This is a genomic window from Flavobacterium caseinilyticum, from assembly GCF_004349085.1.
GTDB classification, from domain to species: Bacteria; Bacteroidota; Bacteroidia; order Flavobacteriales; family Flavobacteriaceae; genus Flavobacterium; species Flavobacterium caseinilyticum.
Map to the genome: position 1 here is coordinate 22,709 of NZ_SMFM01000012.1, position 22,693 is coordinate 45,401.

Annotated in this window: 21 protein-coding genes; 9 read left to right on the forward strand and 12 right to left on the reverse strand. The window is 32.6% G+C overall.

Annotation, left to right across the window (positions count from 1 at the left end):
* Positions 1-3: 3 nt before the first annotated feature.
* The 4 genes from E0F89_RS16275 to kdsB all read left to right on the forward strand — a co-directional run bounded on the left by E0F89_RS16275 (position 4) and on the right by kdsB (position 3,972).
* Positions 4-1,425 carry an ATP-dependent DNA helicase gene (locus E0F89_RS16275; protein WP_131910790.1) on the forward strand — a complete coding sequence of 474 codons (1,422 nt, stop codon included), beginning with the start codon at positions 4-6 and terminating at the stop codon, positions 1,423-1,425.
* Positions 1,426-1,528: 103 nt separating this feature from the next.
* Positions 1,529-2,359, forward strand: a complete 831-nt coding sequence (ygiD, locus tag E0F89_RS16280; protein WP_131910791.1) for a 4,5-DOPA-extradiol-dioxygenase — start codon at positions 1,529-1,531, stop codon at positions 2,357-2,359.
* Between the two features lie 75 nt (positions 2,360-2,434).
* Entirely contained in the window at positions 2,435-3,202 is a 768-nt protein-coding gene (locus E0F89_RS16285) for a hypothetical protein (RefSeq protein WP_131910792.1), read from the forward strand.
* A gap of 44 nt (positions 3,203-3,246) precedes the next feature.
* Positions 3,247-3,972, forward strand: coding sequence for a 3-deoxy-manno-octulosonate cytidylyltransferase (gene kdsB, locus E0F89_RS16290; protein WP_131910793.1), 726 nt, complete (start codon positions 3,247-3,249; stop codon positions 3,970-3,972).
* A gap of 1 nt (position 3,973) precedes the next feature.
* On the opposite strand, the gene E0F89_RS16295 is transcribed toward kdsB, so the two are convergent.
* From E0F89_RS16295 to E0F89_RS16320, 6 genes are all read right to left on the reverse strand, one after another.
* Entirely contained in the window at positions 3,974-4,684 is a 711-nt protein-coding gene (locus E0F89_RS16295) for a potassium channel family protein (protein ID WP_131910794.1), read from the reverse strand.
* A 102-nt stretch (positions 4,685-4,786) separates the two neighbouring features.
* Complete coding sequence (locus tag E0F89_RS16300) at positions 4,787-5,452, reverse strand: spermidine synthase (protein ID WP_131910795.1); 666 nt, start codon at positions 5,450-5,452, stop codon at positions 4,787-4,789.
* 216 nt (positions 5,453-5,668) lie between these two features.
* Positions 5,669-6,487, reverse strand: a complete 819-nt coding sequence (locus E0F89_RS16305; protein ID WP_131910796.1) for a universal stress protein — start codon at positions 6,485-6,487, stop codon at positions 5,669-5,671.
* Between the two features lie 4 nt (positions 6,488-6,491).
* Complete coding sequence (locus tag E0F89_RS16310) at positions 6,492-7,973, reverse strand: potassium/proton antiporter (RefSeq protein WP_131910797.1); 1,482 nt, start codon at positions 7,971-7,973, stop codon at positions 6,492-6,494.
* A gap of 5 nt (positions 7,974-7,978) precedes the next feature.
* Complete coding sequence (locus E0F89_RS16315) at positions 7,979-8,836, reverse strand: SPFH domain-containing protein (RefSeq protein WP_131910798.1); 858 nt, start codon at positions 8,834-8,836, stop codon at positions 7,979-7,981.
* A 315-nt stretch (positions 8,837-9,151) separates the two neighbouring features.
* Positions 9,152-9,976 (reverse strand): universal stress protein, encoded by an 825-nt coding sequence (locus E0F89_RS16320; RefSeq protein WP_165930059.1) that lies wholly within the window; start codon positions 9,974-9,976, stop codon positions 9,152-9,154.
* 544 nt (positions 9,977-10,520) lie between these two features.
* Between E0F89_RS16320 and E0F89_RS16325 the strand changes: the two genes are divergently transcribed.
* Positions 10,521-11,075 (forward strand): 1-acyl-sn-glycerol-3-phosphate acyltransferase, encoded by a 555-nt coding sequence (locus tag E0F89_RS16325; RefSeq protein ID WP_131910800.1) that lies wholly within the window; start codon positions 10,521-10,523, stop codon positions 11,073-11,075.
* Positions 11,076-11,178: 103 nt separating this feature from the next.
* Here E0F89_RS16325 and E0F89_RS16330 read toward each other — a convergent pair whose 3' ends face one another.
* The gene (locus E0F89_RS16330) at positions 11,179-11,655 is read right to left on the reverse strand and encodes a helix-turn-helix domain-containing protein (RefSeq protein WP_131910801.1); all 477 of its coding nucleotides are present in this window, start codon (positions 11,653-11,655) and stop codon (positions 11,179-11,181) included.
* A gap of 311 nt (positions 11,656-11,966) precedes the next feature.
* Here E0F89_RS16330 and E0F89_RS16335 point away from each other — a divergent pair, with 311 nt between their 5' ends.
* From E0F89_RS16335 to E0F89_RS16350, 4 genes are all read left to right on the forward strand, one after another.
* Positions 11,967-13,121 (forward strand): M14 family metallopeptidase, encoded by a 1,155-nt coding sequence (locus E0F89_RS16335; protein ID WP_131910802.1) that lies wholly within the window; start codon positions 11,967-11,969, stop codon positions 13,119-13,121.
* Between the two features lie 76 nt (positions 13,122-13,197).
* The gene (locus E0F89_RS16340) at positions 13,198-13,677 is read left to right on the forward strand and encodes an Lrp/AsnC family transcriptional regulator (RefSeq protein WP_072943262.1); all 480 of its coding nucleotides are present in this window, start codon (positions 13,198-13,200) and stop codon (positions 13,675-13,677) included.
* Between the two features lie 91 nt (positions 13,678-13,768).
* Positions 13,769-16,354 (forward strand): phosphoenolpyruvate carboxylase, encoded by a 2,586-nt coding sequence (locus E0F89_RS16345; protein WP_131910803.1) that lies wholly within the window; start codon positions 13,769-13,771, stop codon positions 16,352-16,354.
* Positions 16,355-16,364: 10 nt separating this feature from the next.
* Complete coding sequence (locus tag E0F89_RS16350) at positions 16,365-16,880, forward strand: DinB family protein (protein ID WP_131910804.1); 516 nt, start codon at positions 16,365-16,367, stop codon at positions 16,878-16,880.
* A gap of 1 nt (position 16,881) precedes the next feature.
* On the opposite strand, the gene E0F89_RS16355 is transcribed toward E0F89_RS16350, so the two are convergent.
* From E0F89_RS16355 to E0F89_RS16375, 5 genes are all read right to left on the reverse strand, one after another.
* Positions 16,882-17,358, reverse strand: a complete 477-nt coding sequence (locus E0F89_RS16355; RefSeq protein ID WP_131910805.1) for a DNA-deoxyinosine glycosylase — start codon at positions 17,356-17,358, stop codon at positions 16,882-16,884.
* Positions 17,359-17,367: 9 nt separating this feature from the next.
* Complete coding sequence (gene recQ / locus E0F89_RS16360; protein WP_131910806.1) at positions 17,368-19,479, reverse strand: DNA helicase RecQ; 2,112 nt, start codon at positions 19,477-19,479, stop codon at positions 17,368-17,370.
* 86 nt (positions 19,480-19,565) lie between these two features.
* Positions 19,566-19,970, reverse strand: coding sequence for a DNA primase (locus E0F89_RS16365; RefSeq protein WP_131910807.1), 405 nt, complete (start codon positions 19,968-19,970; stop codon positions 19,566-19,568).
* A gap of 9 nt (positions 19,971-19,979) precedes the next feature.
* Entirely contained in the window at positions 19,980-20,951 is a 972-nt protein-coding gene (locus E0F89_RS16370; RefSeq protein WP_131910808.1) for a deoxyhypusine synthase family protein, read from the reverse strand.
* Positions 20,952-21,044: 93 nt separating this feature from the next.
* On the reverse strand, positions 21,045-22,445 hold the full coding sequence (locus tag E0F89_RS16375; RefSeq protein ID WP_131910809.1) for a type III PLP-dependent enzyme domain-containing protein: 1,401 nt from the start codon (positions 22,443-22,445) through the stop codon (positions 21,045-21,047).
* Between the last annotated feature and the right edge of the window lie 248 nt (positions 22,446-22,693).

The window sequence follows — 22,693 nt, forward strand, 5'->3', positions numbered from 1 at the left end:
TAGATGAATTCCTCCCTGTTTTATAGTCTTTTACAAAAAAAGTTCCCTTTTCAACCTACGTATAAACAGGATATTTTTTTTCAAAAAATCGCCATTTTTTTAACCGAAACCGATAACAGAACCATTTTTGTATTAAAAGGATATGCGGGTACGGGAAAAACAACCGTTATTTCTACGATTGTAAACAGTTTATTAGACATCAATAAAAAATATGTTTTGCTGGCGCCAACAGGTCGTGCGGCTAAAGTAATTGCGAATTATTCGAACAAACCTGCCTTTACGATTCATAAAAAAATCTATTTCCCTAAGAAATCTTCCGGTGGCGGCGTTTCGTTTACGTTGCAACAAAACAAACATAAGAACACGATTTTTATCGTCGATGAAGCTTCGATGATTTCGGATACCAATTCAGATTCTAAGTTATATGAAAACGGTTCCTTGTTAGATGATTTGATTTCCTACGTATATTCGGGAACCAATTGCAAAATGATTTTATTGGGAGATACCGCTCAGTTGCCTCCGGTGAATTTGGATATCAGTCCGGCTTTGGATATTCAAACTTTGGGAATGAATTATGATAAGGAAGTGGAGCATATAGAATTGGACGAAGTGATGCGTCAGGAAGAAAATTCCGGGATTTTGCATAACGCGACCGAGCTTCGGGAATTATTGAAAGATTCCTTTATTGATGAGTTCAAATTTGATGTGAAGAAATTCAAAGATATTGTTCGATTGACCGATGGTTATGATATTCAGGACGCGATCAATTCTGCCTATAGTAATTATAGTATTGAAGATACCGCCTTTATTGTTCGTTCTAATAAAAGGGCGAATCAATATAATGAGCAGATCCGAACCAAAATTCTCGATAAAGAAAGTGAACTTTCTACTGGCGATTTTTTGATGGTAGTGAAAAACAATTATTTTTGGTTGAAAGATTCTGATGAAGCGGGTTTTATTGCCAATGGTGATATTATCGAAGTGTTGGAAATTTTCAATATCAAAGAATTGTACGGTTTTAAGTTTGCCAAAGTAAAAATAAGAATGATTGATTACCCGAATCAGATTCCTTTTGAAACCGTCCTATTATTGGACACCATAAAGAGCGAATCGCCATCGTTAACGTACGAAGAATCCAACCGACTTTATCAGGAAGTGTTGAAAGATTATGAAGGAGATACTAAATTCCAAAAATTCCAAAAAGTAAAAGCCAACGAATATTTCAATGGTTTACAGGTTAAATTCTCGTATGCAATTACGTGTCATAAGTCTCAAGGTGGTCAGTGGAATACTGTTTTTATAGAACAACCGTATTTGCCCGACGGTATCAATCGGGATTACATCCGCTGGTTGTACACCGCAATGACCCGAGCTAAAAATAAATTATATTTGATAGGTTTTAAGGATGAGAATTTTGTAGAGTAAATTTTTTAAATTAAACCATTAAGAAATTTAAGGTTATTAAGTAATTTTCCTAACACCTTAAAAAACTTAAATTTCATAATGGTTTAAAAATAAATATTTGTTTATGAACACATTAAACGACTTTCATAAAATATCTGGCTCTTTTTCGAATACCGAAAAAATGCCGGTTTTATTTTTGGGACACGGAAGCCCGATGAACGCGATTGAAGAAAATCAGTTTGTGACGGGTTTTCGAAATTTGGCTAAAACCTTACCGCAACCCAATGCTATTTTGTGTATTTCGGCGCATTGGTTTACTAATGGGACAAAGGTTACCGCCATGGAAATGCCAAGAACGATTCATGATTTTGGTGGTTTTCCGCAAGCGTTGTTCGATGTGCAATATCCAGCAAAAGGAAGTCCGGAATTAGCGATAGACACAAAACAATTATTGACACCGGTAGAAGTAGAGCTGGACGAACATTGGGGTTTGGATCACGGAGCTTGGAGTGTTATTAAACATTTATATCCCGAAGCGAATGTTCCAGTGATTCAGTTGAGTATTGATTACACCAAATCTGGGCAATACCATTTTGAACTAGCTCAGAAACTAGGTGCGTTGCGTAGCAAAGGAATCTTGATTGTAGGTAGCGGAAACATTGTTCATAATTTGGGATTGGTCGATTATCACAATTTCGATAAAGACAATTACGGCTACGATTGGGCAATTGAAGCAAGGGAAACGGTGAACAACTATTTATTGGACGGGAATTTTCAACCATTGATTGATTTTGAAAAACAAAGCAAGGCGTTTCAATTAGCGATTCCTACGCCAGAACATTATTTACCTTTGATTTATACTTTGGGATTAAAAGGAAAAACCGAAGAGTTAAGTTTGTTCAATGATAAATTATTAGCGGGTTCTTTGAGTATGACTTCGGTGAAGATTGTGTAGAATAAATCTTATATTTGGGGAGTATAAATTAAAAATCAACAAAGTTATACTAGTTCTTAAATAATTAAAAAAAATATGAGAGAATTTAATTTCCGCGAAAAAAAACAAATTAGATTATTGACTGATATTAGTTTTGAAAATGTTGAACTTTTTTCACATTTTCTTCAAGAAAAATATTTCACAAAAACATCCAATATTGCACTTTTCATTTTAGCACAACAGAATAGTTCATTATTATATTTCAAAAAAGAAATTTTTGACGATATAAAAAAACGTAAACAAGAATATGGTGAATTTTTAGAACTTATTTCACTAATAAAATATTTAAAAGAAAATCGATATATTACGATATTTGATATTGATAAAAAAAATGATATATATGTTTTAAAACAAGATTTTTTACCGATTCCAAATCCTGATAAAATTCAGTTTCTGAATAATCAAAATATTTTAACAATTGATCCTGGTGCGCCAGTAAATATTACTAATGAAAACAATGACATTATTTATTGTGCCCATACATTAGATAAATCAATAAATGATTTTATTTTAGAAAATTTTACTGGACTAGCTTATGTATCTGAGGATTTAAAATATTTTGTTAAAAATAATTTTAAAACAAAGGAAGATATAAGATTTATTAATACTCAATCTGCTACTTGGATAAGTATATTTTTGGCTACAATTATTGGCTTATATAGTATTTTTAGAGTGCCAGACAAACAAAGTGTTCAAATTGCTAAAAGCCAAGTTGATAGCATTATTAATTCAAATAAGAAACAAAAAGATATTCAAAAAGAAATTTTGTTGGAGTTAAGAAATAAAAATAATTTAAAAAAATAAAACTTTGCGACTTAGTGTCTTTGTTTCCAAAAAATATAAAAGTAATGAAAATAATAGCCGTTATTCCCGCCCGTTACGCTTCCACACGATTTCCCGCTAAACTGATGCAGGATTTAGGAAGTAAAACAGTTATTTTAAGAACTTATGAATCCGCGATAAACACAAAATTATTTGATGATGTTTTTGTCGTGACCGATTCAGATTTAATTTATGATGAAATAATTTCTAATGGTGGAAAAGCCATTCGCAGCATCAAGGAACACGAATCAGGAAGCGACCGAATTGCAGAAGCGATTGAACACCTGGATGTGTCTGTTGTGGTTAATGTGCAGGGAGACGAACCTTTTATCGATGCAGAACCTTTGGCAAAACTTATCGAAATTTTCAGACATGACGCTACTCAGCAAGTCGATTTGGCTTCTTTGATGCGCGAGATAAAAAATGAAGACGAAATTCATAATCCCAATAATGTAAAAGTGGTGGTGGATCAAAACGGATTTGCTTTGTACTTTTCACGTTCGGTAATTCCGTATGCAAGAGAGAAAAATGTGGGCGTTCGTTATTTTCAACATATCGGAATTTATGCTTTTAGAAAACAGGCATTGTTAGATTTTTACCATTTACCAATGAAATCTTTGGAAGCATCCGAAAAACTGGAGCAATTACGATATCTGGAATTTGGAAAACGAATCAAGATGGTCGAAACCACTCATGTTGGAATTGGGATTGATACTCCGGAAGATTTAGAAAAAGCAAGAAAGATGTTGTAATTTACTCTAGATTTTCATGGTCAAAATAGCCTTTCGGTTTTAGTTTGGCGGAAAAGAAATTTAAGAAAAGGAAAATAAAAAACAGAAACACTAACGCTTGTGTACTGACCAGAAATTTCCCGACTGTAGTAATTGGATAATAATCTCCATACCCAACAGTAGAGGAGGTCATTATACTAAAATAAACCGCATCAAACCAATGAAAGAAGGGTTTGTTCAAGTAACTGCCAACGGAATAAAAGACGGCATATCCAAATGCAATCTCTAAATAATTAAATAAAAGCAATAACATCGATCTTCTGTATGATCGCGGTTTGGAAAATCGATCAGAAGCAAAAATCAATGTTGGAATGTACAAAACGGTTTCCAGAAAAACATAAATAAGAATCCAGATGAGCCATTGATGACTTTGCCAATGGTTTATCAAAATCACAATTGGAAAAATTACTTTGGCTAAAACATAGAAATCCAATGCTAAATCCTGATATTCGACTCCTTTCTTGCTGGCCAAATATTTTATGTAAATTCCAGGGAAAAGTAATTGAGAAGAGGCAAGAAATAATCGCACTATTTTTTCGATACCATTGTCTTCATGATGATCATTATTCCAAATGGATTGAATATTCTGTATCCGTTTTTGAATGGGATTAAATTTAGGTTGAGCGCCCTTTGACGTTTTTCCGAGAAGAAGTTTTTTTAATATTTTTTTCATTCCAGCAACTTATTAAAGAGGGCTGTGTAAGAGTACAAAATAATTGCGTTGCTTTAATACAATAGGATTATAAATTTAGAAATAACATATTTCCATCAAAATTTAATCCAATTTTTCGATCACGATCAACTCATTGTGAACTTCAACTCTAGGAATTGTTTTAATTTTAAATTCACTTTTGAAAAACTCGGATACGTATTTTTTATTTCTTAGATTTTGGCTTTCATCCAATAGCATCGTATTGAAAAGAATAAAACCATGACTTTTCAAAAGAAAGCAAATTCTGTTGATGAAAAAGGTTTCAAATAGAAAATTTGGCATTGTTGTATCCTGAAAAATATCAATAATAATTAAATCGTATTTGGTTTTGGTTTTCAAAACAAATTCGAAAGCATCATCAATTACAATTTCGAGATTTTTTACTTCGTCTAATTTAAAATATGTATTGGCTATTTTAATTATTTCAGGGTCAATTTCAACTCCGGTAATTTTTCCTTTGTATTTTATTTCATCAACCAATGTTTTGATAACGCTTCCACCGGCAACTCCCAGAACTAAAATATGCTTCATCGGAACTATCTTTTCATAGCCAATGTTTTTTAATCCAAATCTTAAAATGCGTTGCAAACTGCCATACGAATAATTGGCATTTTTAGAATCTAAAACCAATTCACCATTTGTCCAAGTCACTTCAATCGATTTACTTAAAGAAGATTTTGTTTCATAAATTTTTATCGGAATTAGATAACTGAATATTTTTTTAATCATTGGTTGCGGTTTTATCCAAAAATAAGATTTTAATTATTTCTTTTATATCAAATAAAAACAATTTTGCAAATAGATATTCTTCAGATTGTAATTATTGGAGAAGAAGGATTTCTATATTTTTGAAAAAATATTATTGTAATGAAAGTTTTAGTGAATTTTCAATAATTACTTTTGTACGCGCATTTCTCTTTCGAGGTCTGTCTCAATTTGTACTTTTTACGGTAAAATAACTAGGGGAGTCTGCCCTTCATAGACTAATTCGTTAATCAGGAATTTTCTGAAAAGCTGGTCTGTCAAATGGCGTGACCCTTTTTGAACAATCAGCATTTCATCAATTTTATTGTTTATTACTTTCTTAATATCATCAAATGGATTGCTGCCTTCGTAAATTGCAAAAGTTGTAGTAAATCTTTCGGCAAACAATTCAGATAAATCTCTAAGCAGTTTTTCTGTCCCTATTGTTTTTTCATTCGGTTTGGACAAGTAGAAAAAGGTTATTCTTGTGTTTTTTTTGTCGATTAATTCCAAAAAATTATTAAGTTCTAATAAATTCAAGGGGTGTTTTTCTGTCACTGCAACAAATATTTTTTCGTGAGAAAAAGTGGCTATTTCTCTCGGCATTGCAACTACAATACTTTTTATGTTGTCAATTACCTCTAATGCCACGCTTCCGATAAATATCTTTTTTAAAAATCCTGTTCCTTTAAGACCAACAAAGATTAAATTTTCGTAGGCTTCTTCTAATAACTTGGGCAAAGTTATTTCCAGATTACTTTCCGAAACGCAATAAGATACTTTAACAGTTGGTGGAATTAATCTCTTAGCTAGTGCTTTTAATTTTTGTAATGCTTCGTCATTGCCTTGTTCAGCGATGCTTTTTTTGCGGTCATAGTCAGTAAATACTGGTGCCAGTACTGTGGTTTGATGAACTAATAGAAGTTCAGCATTTACGTGTTTGTTCCAATCGCAGGCGTATTTTAATAAGTTGCCTGAATATTCTGAAAAGTCTATAAGTATTATAAATCGTTTTTTCATAGCATTAAGATTTTTGTGGATGAAATTTTTTGTCTAGGCTGTCATTTACTTTGGTGAAAACCTTTTGATCATCACCAAGAACCATTAACGTGTCTTTAGCTTCAATTACCGTAGAACCGCCTGGTCTTATATATTCGCCATTTCGTTTAATCATAACAATAAACGCGGATTTTGGAAAACTTAAATCAACAATTCTTTTGTTTACGGCAAAGAAGTCTGGTAAAATTTCGATTTCCTGCAACGTAGATTTAGGAATATTTGAAATAATACTTTCAATATCAGAAAAAGGTTTAATTTTTTCTGGCAAAGCAACATTCAGCCATTTTGCAACAAGTGGTAGTGTTGTTCCCTGAATTAGAACAGAGGTAACTGAAATAAAAAATACAATATTAAATATCATATGGGCTTTTTCAATTCCTGCTAGTAATGGGTACGTTGCAAACACGATTGGAACAGCCCCGCGCAAACCGACCCAAGAAATATAGAAACGCCTTCTTAATCTCATTTTAAAAAAAATCAAACTTAAGAAAACGCTTACTGGCCGGGCAACAACAATCAGGAATAATGAAATAAGTAATCCAATGCCCATATATGGAAAGACTTGAGAAGGGAAAACAAGTAGGCCCAAAGTGAGAAACAAAACGATTTGCATAAGCCACGCTAAGCCGTCGTACATTTTAAAGATGGTTTTTTTGTGTATAAGGTCTTGATTGCCTAAATAAACCGCACAAATATATATGGCAAGAAAACCATTGCCACCTATAAAATCGGTTGCCGAAAATGTAATAAACATTAGCGCGATGACTAGCACAGGATAAAGACCTTCATAATCGAGTTTGATACTGTTGATGATGAATTTGCTTAGCCTGCCAAAACCAAAACCTGCAATTGCGCCGAAAATCATTTGTTGAAAAAATAGAGGAATAATAGAAATCACACTGAGGTCTTTGTTAATTACTAGTGTCAGAAATGCAATGGTCAGCACATAAGCGGTTGGGTCGTTACTTCCGGTTTCTAATTCTAAAGTAGGTCTGAGATTTGTTTTCAAAGTAAGTCCTTTTGAACGTAAAATTGAAAATACCGCAGCTGCGTCTGTGGAAGATACAATAGAACCCAACAACATACTTTCATAAATGGTAAAGTCGGTAACGAACCAAACAAAAATGCCAAGTGAAATTGCTGTAAGCAAAACGCCTAACGTAGAGAGAACAATTCCTTCCCGAAGAATGGGTTTTACTGAAGACCAATTAGTGTCAAGTCCCCCTGAAAATAAAATAAAATTAAGGGCAACAATACCAATGAATTGCGCAGTTTGAGGGTCGTCAAAGTGGATGCCTATAATGCCTTCAGAACCTGCTAACATTCCTATTGCCAAAAAGAGTAATAAAGTTGGGACTCCAAATTTATAAGAAGTTTTACCTACAATTATGCTTACAAAAAGCAACAGAGAACCAACTAATAGAATATTTTCAATCGTTAAATTCATTTAGTTTATTTTAACGGTACCACTCCTGCCATTTCTCCAATTATATTTACCAATTCTGTTCCGGCTGGAACTACAATTTTTGCATTTGATTTTAATGACACTTCAACGGTTTCCAATTTTTTGAATAATTGTGCATTGCCCGTGAAATATTTATCGGCAGCTTCGTTTACTAATTTGATTGCCTCGGCTTCGCCCTCGGCATTCAGTATTTTAGATTTTTTTACGCCTTCGGCTTCTTTTATTTTGGCACGCTTCACACCATCGGCAACAGTTTCTGCTGCAGTAGCATAATCCACGGCAGCAATTTTTTCGTTCTCGGCTTTTACCACCTTGTTCATTGTTTCCTGCACGTCTTTTGGTGGGTCAATCTCCTTTAATTCCGTACGAACGATAATAATTCCCCAGTTTTTTGTTTCGTCCGATAATGTTCGATGAAACTCAGAATTTATCTTGTTTCTTTCACTGTTGGCGGATTTTAGTGTAAGTGTTCCAATGATATTTCGGAGTGTGGTCCGTGAAAGGTTTACAATTTGTGATTTGTAATCAAACACATGATATTGAGAGCTTTTTACATTTTCTTCTTCCTCCAAAACTTTAAAATAAACTACGGCATCCACACGAGCATTAAGGTTGTCATTGGTTATGATTTCTTGTGGTTCGGCATCGACCATTTGTTCGGTTATATTTACAAAAAACAAACGGTCAATGATTGGAATTATCCAGTGAAATCCGGGATGAGCGAACTTTTTATACTTACCCAGACGTTCTATCAATCCTCTTTGTGTGGGCCTGATTATTCTGATTCCAGCAAAGAAAATAAAGACGACAATGAAGATGATGCTATAAATAATTGATGTGTTCATTTTTTCGTTTTTAAATTGTTAATAAAAATTATTCAACCTACTTACTCACTTCTATTGTTTTCCATTACAATACTGATGCGCAACTTATCGTCTTAAAATAGGATCAGAGATTTCTGGAACTTGTTTAAAAGTGAGCGGAAAATCTTTGAATTGCATCGAAATTATTTTTTATACTTTTCATAGTTCTCAATTATTTTAAATAATTTTATAACTGATAGCTATTTAGCTACATATAATTTTAATTCGCGGATTAAAAAAAAGTTTAGCTTGAATAATTATTGAATAACCATTTAAATGTCAATTATTTAAAAGTGTTTATTTTTGTTGTACTATTGTTTTTCTGATTGATAGCAATGGTACTTTTAATTGATTTGCCAAATATTCAGTTTTACTACTGGTAAAAATTTTAGAAAACCAGGATTTTTCTTCAGGAAACATAACCAAAATTTCAGGTTTATGTTTTACTAAATATTTTTTTAGTTGTTCGGCTATCGACCTAGCAAGGGTAGCTTCTTTTTCAATAAATCTAATTTTTTTATAACTAAGGGATTTAATTTTTCTTTCTATTACTTGATTCTCATCATCAGTATTACCGTATTCATAATTCAAATTCAATATTTCAATGGTGGCGTCTAATTGTTTTGCTATTGGAATAATATATTTCAGTTCATTAAAAGTGTTTTTTAAGTCGGAAGCATAAACGATGGTCTCTATTTTTCTGAAACGATAACGCTGCGGAATCGCAAGGACAGGAACGGTAGATTTTGAGATTACACCAGAAGTATTACTGCCAAACAATATTCTGCTTAACCCAGTTGCGCCATGAGTTCCCATAATAATTAAATTAAATTTGATTTTTTTGGGTACGTCTAAAATCGTGTCGCCTACCGAAACAAAGTAATCAGAAGGTCCTTCTACATATTTATTACACAATTTTTCTAATTTTTTTTGACTCTCTATTTTGACTCTCTCATTTTCTTCGGCAACTATTCCAGGAATCCTATTGTAGTTTCCTAATATTGGAATATGAGTGTGTAGCAAAACTATTTTGTTGTTTGTCGCTTGAGCAAAAGCATTTGCATATTTTAATGCGTTATTTGCATTTGATGAAAAGTCTGTGGGTACCAGTATTGTCTTCATGATTTTCTTATTTAAGTTATAAATGAACATACATTAATTCTATCTTTTTAACCACGATTCATATTTAATTAAATATAATAAATTTAAATAAAAAAAAATAATTTTTAATCGTTTATTTTTTGTTAAAACAATAATAATCAGTTAATTAGTAAAAAGTAATAGAAAACTAAAGTTGAATAAAACGGATATGATTCATCATCTTTTTTTTGAAAAAATTATTTTGGTTTACGTCTATTTTCTCCATATTGATCTAGTTTACATACTCGCTATATCAGTATTTATTGCAGAATATTTTAGATGTAGTTAAAATTCTAATTCCCTTATTTTTATAAAAAAATATAAATACACACAAATTTTAAAGAAAAATAATTTTACAAATGAAATCCATTTGTTTTTTACCTTTTCACCTTAATCGATTTATTCCAAGTAGTTTTTTCTTTATAAATTTTATTGGAATGCGATAACTGAATATTTTTTTATCATTGGTGGCGGTTTTGCTCAAAAATCAGATTTAAATTATTTATTTTGTACTAAATAAGAAAGAATGAAAAAACAATTTTATAAGTGGATATTTTTCAAACTCATGGGCTGGAAAATAGTTGGAGGAATTGATGCTAATATCAAAAAATGTGTAATGATGGTAATGCCGCATACGAGTGCGCACGATTTTTATTTGGGAATTTTTACCAGAGGAATAACCGGATTAGAAATGAACTGGGTGGGTAAAAAAGAATTGTTTCGTTTTCCTTTCGGATTTTATTTTAGATATATGGGCGGAGAACCACTGGATCGTTCTGGAGGTTTGAACAAAGTCGATTCTATTGCGGCTATTTTTCAAAGGAAGGAAATTTTTCGTTTGGCTGTCGCTCCAGAAGGAACCCGCGAAAAAGTTACCGAACTAAAAACAGGATTTTATTATATCGCGTTTAAAGCAAATGTTCCTATAATCCCTGTCACATTTGATTTTGGAAGAAAAGAAGTAAATTTAGGAAATCCGGTTTTACCTTCTGGAGATCTCGAAAGTGATATGAAGATTTTGAGGAAACATTATTTGGGTGTAAAAGGTAAAATCCCGGAAAACGGATATTCATTTGAATAAATAATAATGTAAACAATAAATTCAGTTTCTTATTGAAAAACTGAAACAAGAAAATAATGTAAGAGAACCCCAATTTAGAAATCTGAATTGGGGTTCTCTATTTTTAATCGGGAACATAACTTTTAAAAGTTCCATTTTTATAAAAAATCACAATTTTATCTATGGCATCAGAACCTGATTCTTTGATGCTATTTTGATTTTCTCTTTTATTTATTTCCAAAGCTGGGATCACAGGCGAAGTTTTTATTTCGGAAAATAAGTTCTCAGAAATTGTTTCGGGATTCGATGGAATAGGAATATTTTGTTTTGCAACTTGCTGAACGCTGTTATCTGTTTTATATAACTGGTCTGAATTTTTTGGAAAAGTTCCTTTTCCGTTCAATATCCAATACAAATCAACATCAGGAAAAACCTCTAATATTTTAAGGATAAAGTCCAAGCTGGGTTTGTTTCTTCCTGACAGTAGGTGAGACAAACTGGAGCGCTGAACGCCAATTTTATCGGCAAAAGAAGAAGCATTCAAGCTGTAATAATCCAGTATAATTTCTAATCTTTTTATAAAATCTTCTGTGTTTACCATTGTAAATTAGTATTGAAAACTACCTATTTACAAATGTAATTAAAATCAAGTTAAATACCTAAATTACAACTGTAAATTACTTATAATTAATGTTTTTTATTAAAGTTTTATTAAATATGAATATACTTAAAGTACTGATAAATATATATTTAAATATTAATAAATAAATCAGTGACATTTGTCATTTATAGGAATGCATATCTACATAGTTTGCTGTGTTTAAGTGTTTACATCATTGAAATAAATCAAATCAAATCAGTTTACAAATGTAAATATAAAGATGTTTACTTTTGTAAATCAAATAAAACAGCATGAATTTAGAACAATTATTTAGTCAATATAAAGAAGAAACCATTCACGGTCGTTACATCACTTTGGATTCTATTGAGCCGTTATTGCAAAAATTAAACACCAATAATCAACTTCAAATTATTGGGAAATCAGTTCTTGGAAAGTCAATTTATTCGTTTGAAATAGGAGAAGGTAAAACTAGAATTTTCCTTTGGTCCCAAATGCATGGAAATGAAAGTACAACTACAAAAGCATTGTTTGACTTTCTGAATGTATTGCAGAGCGGCTCTGAATTGGCACAAAAATTACTCAATACATTTACTTTTTGCAGTATTCCAATGTTGAATCCTGATGGCGCAACATTATATACCAGAGAAAATGCCAATAAAGTAGATTTAAATCGCGATTCGCAAGCATTGACGCAACCAGAAAGTAAGGCGCTAAGAGCGACTTTTGAGTCTTTTAAACCGGATTATTGCTTTAATCTTCATGATCAGCGTACAATTTTTGGCGTAAGTGATACCGGGAAGCCGGCAACACTGTCATTTTTAGCGCCGTCTTATAATGAAGAACGGGAAATAAACGAGCCCCGATTGAAAGCTATCAATTTGATTGCGAGCATAAATGAGGTGCTTCAGCAATATTTACCCAATCAAATTGGACGTTTTGATGATTCGTTTAATATAAATTGCATCGGAGATACATTTCAACATTTGGGAGTACCAACAATATTGTTCGAAGCAGGTCATTTCGAAAATGATTATCAAAGAGAGAAAACGCGCAAATACGTTTTTATGGCTTTGATCTCGAGTTTTATCACAATTGACGAAAACGTTATAGTTAGCAACGGAATTGACAAATATTTGAATATTCCTCAAAATAAAGTCGTTTTTTATGATTTTATTTATAAAAACATCAAAATAAATTATGATGGTATCGAAATAATCACCAATTTTGCAGCACAATACAGAGAAGAGTTAATTGAAAATCAGATTTGTTTTAATGCCTATGTTTCACAGATAGGCGATTTAGAGAATTATTTGGGTCATTTTGAATACGATGCTGAAGGAGCACTTTATAAAGATGATTTTGATTCAATTCCTAAATTAAACCAAAAAGCCGATTTTTATTTAGATAATAACATAAAAGTTGTTAACGGAATGATAAAAATATAATATTTTTGTCTTTTTATTGTTTTTATGTATATTTTTATACTTTGTTAAAGCAATTAATAATATTAATTTAAGAGTTATGAGTAAATTTCGTTTAGATGAAGTAGATCACCAGATTTTAGATATGTTGATAGACAACACAAGAGTTCCATTTACGGATATTGCAAAAAAATTATTGATTTCTGCAGGAACTGTTCATGTCAGAGTTAAAAAAATGGAGGATGCCGGAATTATCATGGGATCGTCATTAGTTCTTGATTATGATAAATTGGGATACTCTTTTATCGCTTATGTAGGTGTTTTTCTAAACAATACTTCTCAAACAAAATTTGTTTTGGAACGTATCAACGAAATTCCATTTGTAACGGTAGCTTCAGTAACTACAGGGAAATTTAATATTTTTTGTAAAATTAGAGCTAAAGATACAAAGCATGCAAAAGATGTTATCTTTATGATCGATGATATTGATGGCGTTTACAGAACAGAAACAATGATCTCACTGGAGGAAAGCATAAATGACAAGAAGCGCTTGATGCATACTATTTTCAAAAATATGTAATTACCTTGAATGCGCTATATATAAATATAACCTCAAGTTAATTCTTGGGGTTTTTTTATGAAAACATAACTAAACCAACTACAACTAGACTATGTATACACTACCTAAAATTGAACAGTTCAATCAAGATGTTCTCTCTAAATACCATATTTACAATAGTGTTTTTATCACGTTGCCATTTCACTCCATAGACAATACTGGTGCTTTGCTTCCTTTGTTTACAGATATATGCGATACAGGATTTAAAAAACAAGAGACTCCAAAAGAGATTGTAGATTTTTTTGCCAATAGATATTTGCACAATGCTTCTGAGTCAGAGAAAATTGATATTATGTTTCGTTTTATACAATATATCGAACGTCAAATTGTATTGTTTGATGCTATTGAAGATGCCGCATTTCCTGCGATCAACAACATGGAAGGGATAGGTTCCTTGAGGGATATCAAAGAAAAATCAGATGCAGAAGACAAGGAAGAAGAGTTGATTGAATTTTTGGAAGATTTCAATGTAAGAACGGTTTTGACTGCACATCCTACGCAGTTTTACCCAGGTGCGGTTCTTGGAATTATCAATGATTTGACAGATGCAATTCGAGATAATAATCTACTGAATATTAAGCAATTGCTGGCTCAATTAGGTAAGACTCCTTTTATTCAAAACGAAAAACCAAATCCCTATGATGAAGCGGTAAGTTTAATTTGGTATTTGGAAAACGTTTTTTACCAAACTTCCGGCGAAATGGTGCAGTACCTGCAAAAGAATCTTTTTAACGGAAATTCCATAAATAATCCATTGATTAAGCTTGGATTTTGGCCTGGAGGCGACCGTGATGGAAATCCATTTGTGACTACTGAAATAACTTTGAAAGTAGCAGAACGTTTGCGAACTTCGATTTTGAAATGTTATTACATCGAAATGCGAAATTTAAAAAGAAAGCTAACATTCTCAGGGGTTGATACTTTGGTTACGGAACTGGAACAAAAACTTTATAGGTCTGTTTTTTATTCTAAAGGAGAAATTTTCATTACTCTTGACGAATTTAAATCGCAATTGAGTAAAATAAAACAGATAATTATTGATCAGCATCAATCGTTATATTTAGATGAGTTGGATGCGCTATTGATAAAAGTCAATTTATTTGGATTTCATTTCGCATCTTTAGATATTCGTCAGAACAGTAAAATTCATGATTCAGTATTCAAAGATATAGTAGATTTTTATTTAAAAACAGATGCCTCAGTTTTTCCTAATAACTATTTTGAATTATCAGAAGAAGACAAATTTACTGTATTGTCAAAAACCAACGGAAATCTGGATCCTGCATCATTTTCAAATGAGATGACACGTTTGACGATTGAATCTATTCAGGCAATTAAAACAATTCAGGAAAATAATGGAGAATTTGGTGCAAACCGATATATTATAAGTAATAATGAAAGCGCGCTAAATGTGATGGAAACTTTTGCGTTATTCCGTTTGAGTAATTGGGAAAATCCTCCTGTAGATATAATTCCGCTTTTTGAATCGGTTGATGATTTGCAGAATGCGCATGAAATCATGGAAAAATTATACACAAATCCTGCTTATTCAGCACATTTGACGAATAGAAATAATAAACAAACAATCATGTTGGGTTTCTCTGACGGTACAAAAGACGGAGGCTATTTAATGGCGAATTGGAGTATTTATAAGGCTAAAGAAGAACTTACTGCAATTTCCAGGAAATATGGTGTAAAAGCAATTTTCTTTGATGGTCGTGGTGGACCTCCAGCCCGTGGTGGTGGAAAAACACATAAATTCTATGCTTCATTGGGCCCAAATATTGAAAACAATGAAATTCAGGTTACAGTACAAGGGCAAACGATTAGTTCTAATTTTGGAACTTTAGATTCTTGTCGTTATAACTTAGAGAATTTATTAAGTGCAGGTGTCACCAATCAGGTTTTTAGCAAAGGACAAAATGAATTGACTTTGGACGAAAAAAATATATTGGATAAATTGGCAGGATTTGGTTATGAAAAGTATTTGAGCTTTAAAAACCACCCAAAATTTATTCCTTATTTGGAACAAATGAGCACGTTGAAATATTACGCTAAAACGAATATTGGAAGCCGACCGTCCAAAAGAAGTAAATCAGAACATTTAGATTTTGCTGATTTACGTGCGATTCCTTTTGTGGGTTCCTGGAGTCAATTGAAGCAAAATGTACCCGGATTTTTTGGTGTAGGTACCGCGTTAAAACATTTTGAAGACACAAATCAATGGAGTAAAGTTCAGGACTTATACGATAATTCATTGTTCTTTAAAACCTTGTTAGAAAATAGTATGATGTCATTGGCTAAATCATTTTTTCCACTGACAGCTTACATGAAAAAAGACCCGCAATTTGGTGCTTTTTGGCAAATTATTTATGACGAATTTTTAGAAACAAAACGATTACTTTTGAAAATTGCCGGTCATAAAGAACTAATGGAAAACTATCCTGATGGTAAAGCATCTATACAAATAAGAGAGCGTATTGTATTGCCATTGTTGACAATACAACAATATGCTTTATTGCGAATTAACGAGTTAAACAAAGAAGCGCAACCAGATGAAGCTTTAATAAAAGTGTACGAAAAAATAGTAACTCGTTCTCTTTTTGGAAATACAAATGCGAGCAGAAACTCCGCTTAAACGATAAAAAATGAAGTCAACAGAATTGCCGGCAAACGAATATGCTTCCTATTATGCTCCTTATATAAACGCTTTGGGAGAAGTAAATTTGATTGAAGAATTAGAAATTTCATTACATGATTTTATCCGTTTTGTTCAAAATATCCCAATGGATAAATTTGATTATAGATATGCAGAAGGGAAGTGGGATATCAAAGAAATTATTCAGCATGTCATAGATACCGAGCGTATTTTTGCGTATCGTGCGTTGCGTATTTCCCGAAATGACCAAACACCTTTACCAGGATTTGATGAAAATGATTATGTAAATAATACTGAAGCTGCCAATAGAAGTATTCAGGATTTGCTAACTGAATTATCAGCCGTGCGACATTCGAATTTGTTTCTTTTCAAAAGTTTATCTCAAGAACAATTAAAGAGAGTTGGGACTGCTTCGAATGCAGCTGTATCAGTTCGTGCGATCGGTTTTATTATGATTGGACATCAAAAACACCATCAAAAGGTTTTTCAGGAAAGGTATTTATAATTTATTGAAAACCGGCTGACCAAATTTTTAGCTTGTTTTCAAAAGACATAGTATTTGCAGGACTAGTGGAAGGCATCACATAGTACGTGATGCCTTTTATTTGTCCAAATTTTTTCAGAAAGTATTTATGGCTTTCTTTTCCGTTAAAAATGATTGTAGTGATTCCGGGGAATTCTTTGAATAATGTTTCAAAATCATTTTCCTTTTGATTTTTGATATGAATGTCCAAACTTCCTTTTCTGTCGCAATTTTCTAAAACATCCCAAAGCCCAATGTTGTTCGCTTGGAGCATTTGTATTTTTACTTCGAAGATTTCAAACATCGGTAAATTATCTAACAACATGTGCATTATTTTCCAAAAATGATTTCTTTTGTGCGCATAGTATTCCTGTTTTTCCAGTGATGCAATGCCGGGCATAGTTCCCAAAATCAAAATTTTGGTTTCAGAATTTACAAAAGGAGGAAAGGATTGTATCATTTAAATGAATTAAAGTACTGCATTTTCTTTTTCTAATACTGCCAATGCCAATCGGATTTTTCCATAATCTATTTTTTCTTCAAAATAATCAAAATAGGGTTTTAAGGCATTTGGTGATTCCAGTTTTATTTGCGCTTCTGCAATTTGTGAAACTTCTTCTTTTGAGATAAACGATTCTAAATCTATGTCCGCACCGTCAACATACAGTTTCGCTAAATGGGACATAATCGTACTTAATCCTAATTTTCTTTTTTGAGCAATTTCCTCAACAGTCAATCCGTTTTTATAAAGTTCCAATGTTTCTTTATAAGTAGTGGCTTCTTTCTTTTTTCTGACAACTTTTGATTTTTGAAAATCAATAATTGCATTTATAAAAGCATCGCCATACTTTTCCAGTTTTGCCTTACCAACACCATCAATTGCTAGTAATTCGGTATCACTCATTGGTCTTTCGGTTTCCATTTGGCGTAAAGCCGCATCACTGAAAATTACATAAGCAGGAACGGATTCTTCTTTTGAAATTTCATAACGTAATTTTCGTAAAGTTTCAAAAAGCGAATTAGCTACTGATCTGCTTTTTGTTTCTTTAATTTCTTGTTTCTCAATATTTATTTTCTGAACCGTGGTCAGTTGTACTTTTTCGCCTTCAAACAATACTTTTTTAGCTAACGAAGTAAGTCGGATTTTATTTTGTTTATGAAAAGCAATTTCACAGTACCCAAGATTTATCAATTGTATTAAATATTGATTCCAGTCATACCAGGAAATATCAGCACCAACACTATATGTTTTCAGGTTTTGGTATTCTTTTTCATAAATATAAGCATTTTTAGAACCGCGTAAAAAGTCAATAATTACAGGCAGTGGTTCGGTTTCTTGTAACCGAATAATTGCCGATAATGCTTTTTGAGCAATTATGGTTCCATCGAAAAAAAGCGGCGGATTTTTACAGATATCACAATTTCCACAATTTTCTGTTACAAGTTCGCCAAAATAGGAGAGCAATATCTTCCTACGACAACTCAGCGCATCGGCATATTGTTTCATTCGCTCCAGTTTGGCCAGTTGTACTTCGGCATTTAAACCTTGAGAAGCAAATTTTTGCAATTGAATCACATCACCATAACTTTCGAACAATACGGTTTCTGATGGTAAACCATCGCGACCTGCACGACCAATTTCCTGATAATAACCTTCAATGTTTTTCGGCAAGTTGTAGTGAATCACCCAACGCACATTAGATTTATCAATTCCCATCCCAAAAGCAATGGTTGCACATACTACTTTGCAATCATCATTGATAAATTCATCTTGTGTTTTCGAGCGAATTTTATTGTCTAAACCGGCGTGATAAGCCTTAGCACTAATGCCTATTTTTTGCAATTTTTCGGATAATTCTTCGGTTGTTTTTCTGCTCAAGCAATATACAATCCCGGATTCGTTTGGTTTTTCTTGGATGAAATCTATTATTTGTTTGACTCTGTCCAAAGCGGGTCGTACTTCTAAACTCAAATTTTTTCGATCAAAAGATGCTACAAATAGTTTTGGATTTTTCAGATTTAATTGTTCGCTAATATCCTTACGTGTAGCTTTATCAGCGGTTGCAGTTAAAGCTAAGATTGGAGTAGAAGGAAAGCGGTTTTTTAGATATCCAAGATTTGTATAGGCTGGTCGGAAATCATGTCCCCAAGATGAAATGCAATGAGCTTCATCAATGGCAATAAGGCTTATGATCAAACTATTGAAAATATTGTCCAGAAAAGACAAACTTTCTGGGGCGATATAAACCAATTTAATTGCATTTGATTTTAAGCTTTCGATATAAAATTGACGTTCGTCCTCGGTTTGACTGCTGTTGATAAAACAGGCTTCAATTCCGTTTGCTTTCAAGCCATCGACTTGATCTTTCATCAAAGCAATAAGTGGGGAAATTACGATTGTAATCCCTGGAAACAGTAATGCTGGTAATTGAAAACATATTGATTTCCCGCCACCTGTTGGCATAATGGCCAATGTATCTTGCCCAGAGAGAACACAATTTATTATTTCTTCCTGGTTGGGTCTGAATTTTTCAAAACCAAAGTTTTCTTTGAGTTTGGCATATAAAATTTGATGAGTCATTGTGGCGTATATTTAGAAGTCTAAAGTTATAAAAAAAGGAACTCGTGAATGAGTTCCTTTTTATAAATATATTAAAACGGGATTAATTAATCCTCATCTTCGTCATCGTCTTCGTCTGCGTAATCTTTTTCATCAGCATCTTCGTCGTCCTCATCATCTCCTGAATCAGAATCCGGTTTGTCGATGGCGTCGTCTTCGTCGTCGTCATCAATGTCATCGTCTAAATCCAGACCTTTGATAGGTTCAACTACTTCATCGATAAGGATTTCATCATCTTCATCATAATTCTCAATTCTGTCCGCAAGTTTAGTGCTCACTTTTACTAAATAAATAGTATCGTCAGTTCGTACTTCAACCGCTTCCACCAATTCATTTTTAGCGTTTCTAAAACTAATAATGTTTGAATCATCATAACCATCTGGAAATTTATCAACCAATAGGTTTAAAATTTCATTGGTAAGTTTTGCGTAATCAACAATTACTCTTTTCATAAAAATATTCTATAGATCTAATAAATAAGCGAAAATTAAAGGTGCTACTATGGTAGCATCCGACTCAATAATAAACTTAGGAGTTTTAATGTCTAATTTCCCCCAAGTAATTTTTTCATTTGGCACCGCTCCAGAATACGAACCATAACTGGTTGTTGAATCTGAAATCTGACAGAAATAACTCCAGAAAGGAATGTCATGCATTTCCATGTCCTGGTATAACATTGGTACCACGCATATTGGAAAATCTCCCGCAATACCACCACCAATTTGGAAGAAACCGACACCTTTTGTACTGTTTTTCGGATACCAATCCGATAAGAAAACCATATATTCGATACCGGATTTCATTGTAGAAGCTTTCAAATCTCCTTTAATTACGTACGATGCAAAAATATTTCCCATTGTGCTATCTTCCCATCCCGGTACAATAATGGGTAAATTTTTCTCAGCAGCTGCATACATCCAACTGTCTTTTAAGTCAATTTCATAATATTCTTCAAGAACACCTGAAAGTAACATTTTGTACATAAACTCATGCGGAAAATATCTTTCGCCTTTATCATCAGCATCTTTCCAGATTTTGTAAATATGCTTTTGCAAACGACGGAAAGCTTCATGTTCCGGAATACAAGTATCAGTTACACGGTTTAGACCTCTTTCCAATAAATCCCATTCGTCTTGCGGAGTCAAATCACGATAATTGGGAACTCTTTCATAATGAGAATGAGCAACTAAATTCATGATGTCTTCTTCTAGATTTGCTCCAGTACATGAAATGATATGTACTTTGTCCTGACGAATAATTTCAGAAAATATTTTTCCAATCTCGGCAGTACTCATAGCTCCAGCCATGCTCACCATCATTTTTGCACCATTGGCTAATTGTTCTTCGTATGCCTTAGCTGCGTCAACTAAAGATGCAGAGTTGAAATGCAAATAATGCTTTTCAATAAACTGACTGATTGGTCCTTTGCTCATTTTTTAAAATTTAAATACTTAAAAGTCAAAACGTTAAAATTATAATCTCAAATTTAACGAATTTTTATATTGAATAATTGAATAGTTGTTAATTTATTTTTTGTCGTAACCTAATATTTTCAAAACCTCTTCAGAGGTTTGTTGTTCAGAGAAAACTTCCGTGGCTAATATACCGTTTTCGTCTCTGTCAATCAATATATGTTTCGGTTGCGGAATCAAGCAGTGGTGCAAACCACCATATCCACCGATGGTTTCCTGATAAGCTCCTGTATTAAAGAATCCAATATACAATGGTTTTTCTTTATTGTATTTTGGCAAATAAATAGCATTCATATTTTGTTCGGAATTGTAATAATCATCGCTATCACAGGTCATTCCGCCTAACAAAACCCGCTCGTATGTATCGTTCCAGCGATTGACTGCCAGCATGATAAAACGTTTGTTGATTGCCCAAGTATCCGGTAAAGTAGTGATAAAAGAAGAGTCAATCATATTCCACTTTTCTCTGTCATTTTGTTGTTTTTGATACAAAATCTGATAGATTGCTCCACCACTTTCGCCTACAGTATAGGAACCAAATTCAGTAAAAATATTTGGAACATCAACTTCGGCTTCATCACAAGCTATTTTAATTTGATTGATGATTTCGTCAATCATGTATTGATAATCGTATTCAAATGCCAATGAGTTTTTTATTGGAAAACCACCACCAATATTTAATCCGTCAAGAGAAGGACATTCTTTTTTTAATGCCACGTATACCTTGATACATTTTACTAATTCATTCCAGTAATAGGCATTGTCATTAATTCCTGTATTGATAAAAAAGTGCAACATTTTCAGTTCCAATTTTTTATTTTCCTTGATTTCTCTCTTGTAAAACGGAACAATATTTTTGTATCCAATTCCTAATCTGGAAGTGTAAAACTCAAATTTAGGTTCTTCTTCGGCCGCAATACGAATTCCAATTTTGAATTTGCTTTTTATTTGTCCCTGAAGCAAGTCAAGTTCTTCAAAATTATCAATAATTGGAATGGTGTTTTTATGACCATTATTGATCAGTCGTGCAATATTGTCGATGTATTGGTCCCTTTTGAAACCATTACAAATTACATACGTACTTTTATTGATTTTGCCGTTTGCCAAAAGATTTTCAACAATATTAATGTCAAAAGCAGAAGATGTTTCAATATGAATGTTATTCTTGAACGCTTCGTTCATAATGTATTCAAAATGCGAACTTTTTGTGCAGTAACAGTAGTAATATTTTGCCTCATACTTGTTTTTTTCCATCGACTTACGAAACCAACTTTTGGCTTTGTTGATGTTGTTGGAAATCTGAGGTAAGTACGTGAATTTTAAAGGCGTACCATATTGCTCCACCAGTTTCATCAAATCGATATTGTGAAACTGAAGGTTATCTTTGTTTAATGTAAATTCTTCTTGTGGAAAATAGTAGGTTTGATTAATTAAATCAGAATATTTTGTATTCATTAGATGTCTTGATTATAGATTAAAATATTGTAAAATAAAGTAACCTATAATTCAAACCCGAATATTTGCATATACGATCTGAAGCTTCTCGTGGTCTGCTTTTAAGTATTGGAAAATGTCAAAACTAAAGTTTCCTTTAATCGAATAAAACCGCTTCAATATCCTTAAAAAAGAAATATTGTTTCGGGTTTTACTGGAACTATAATTTGGCTTGTTTTGACTTTTTTTCATCGGTGCAAATGTAAAAA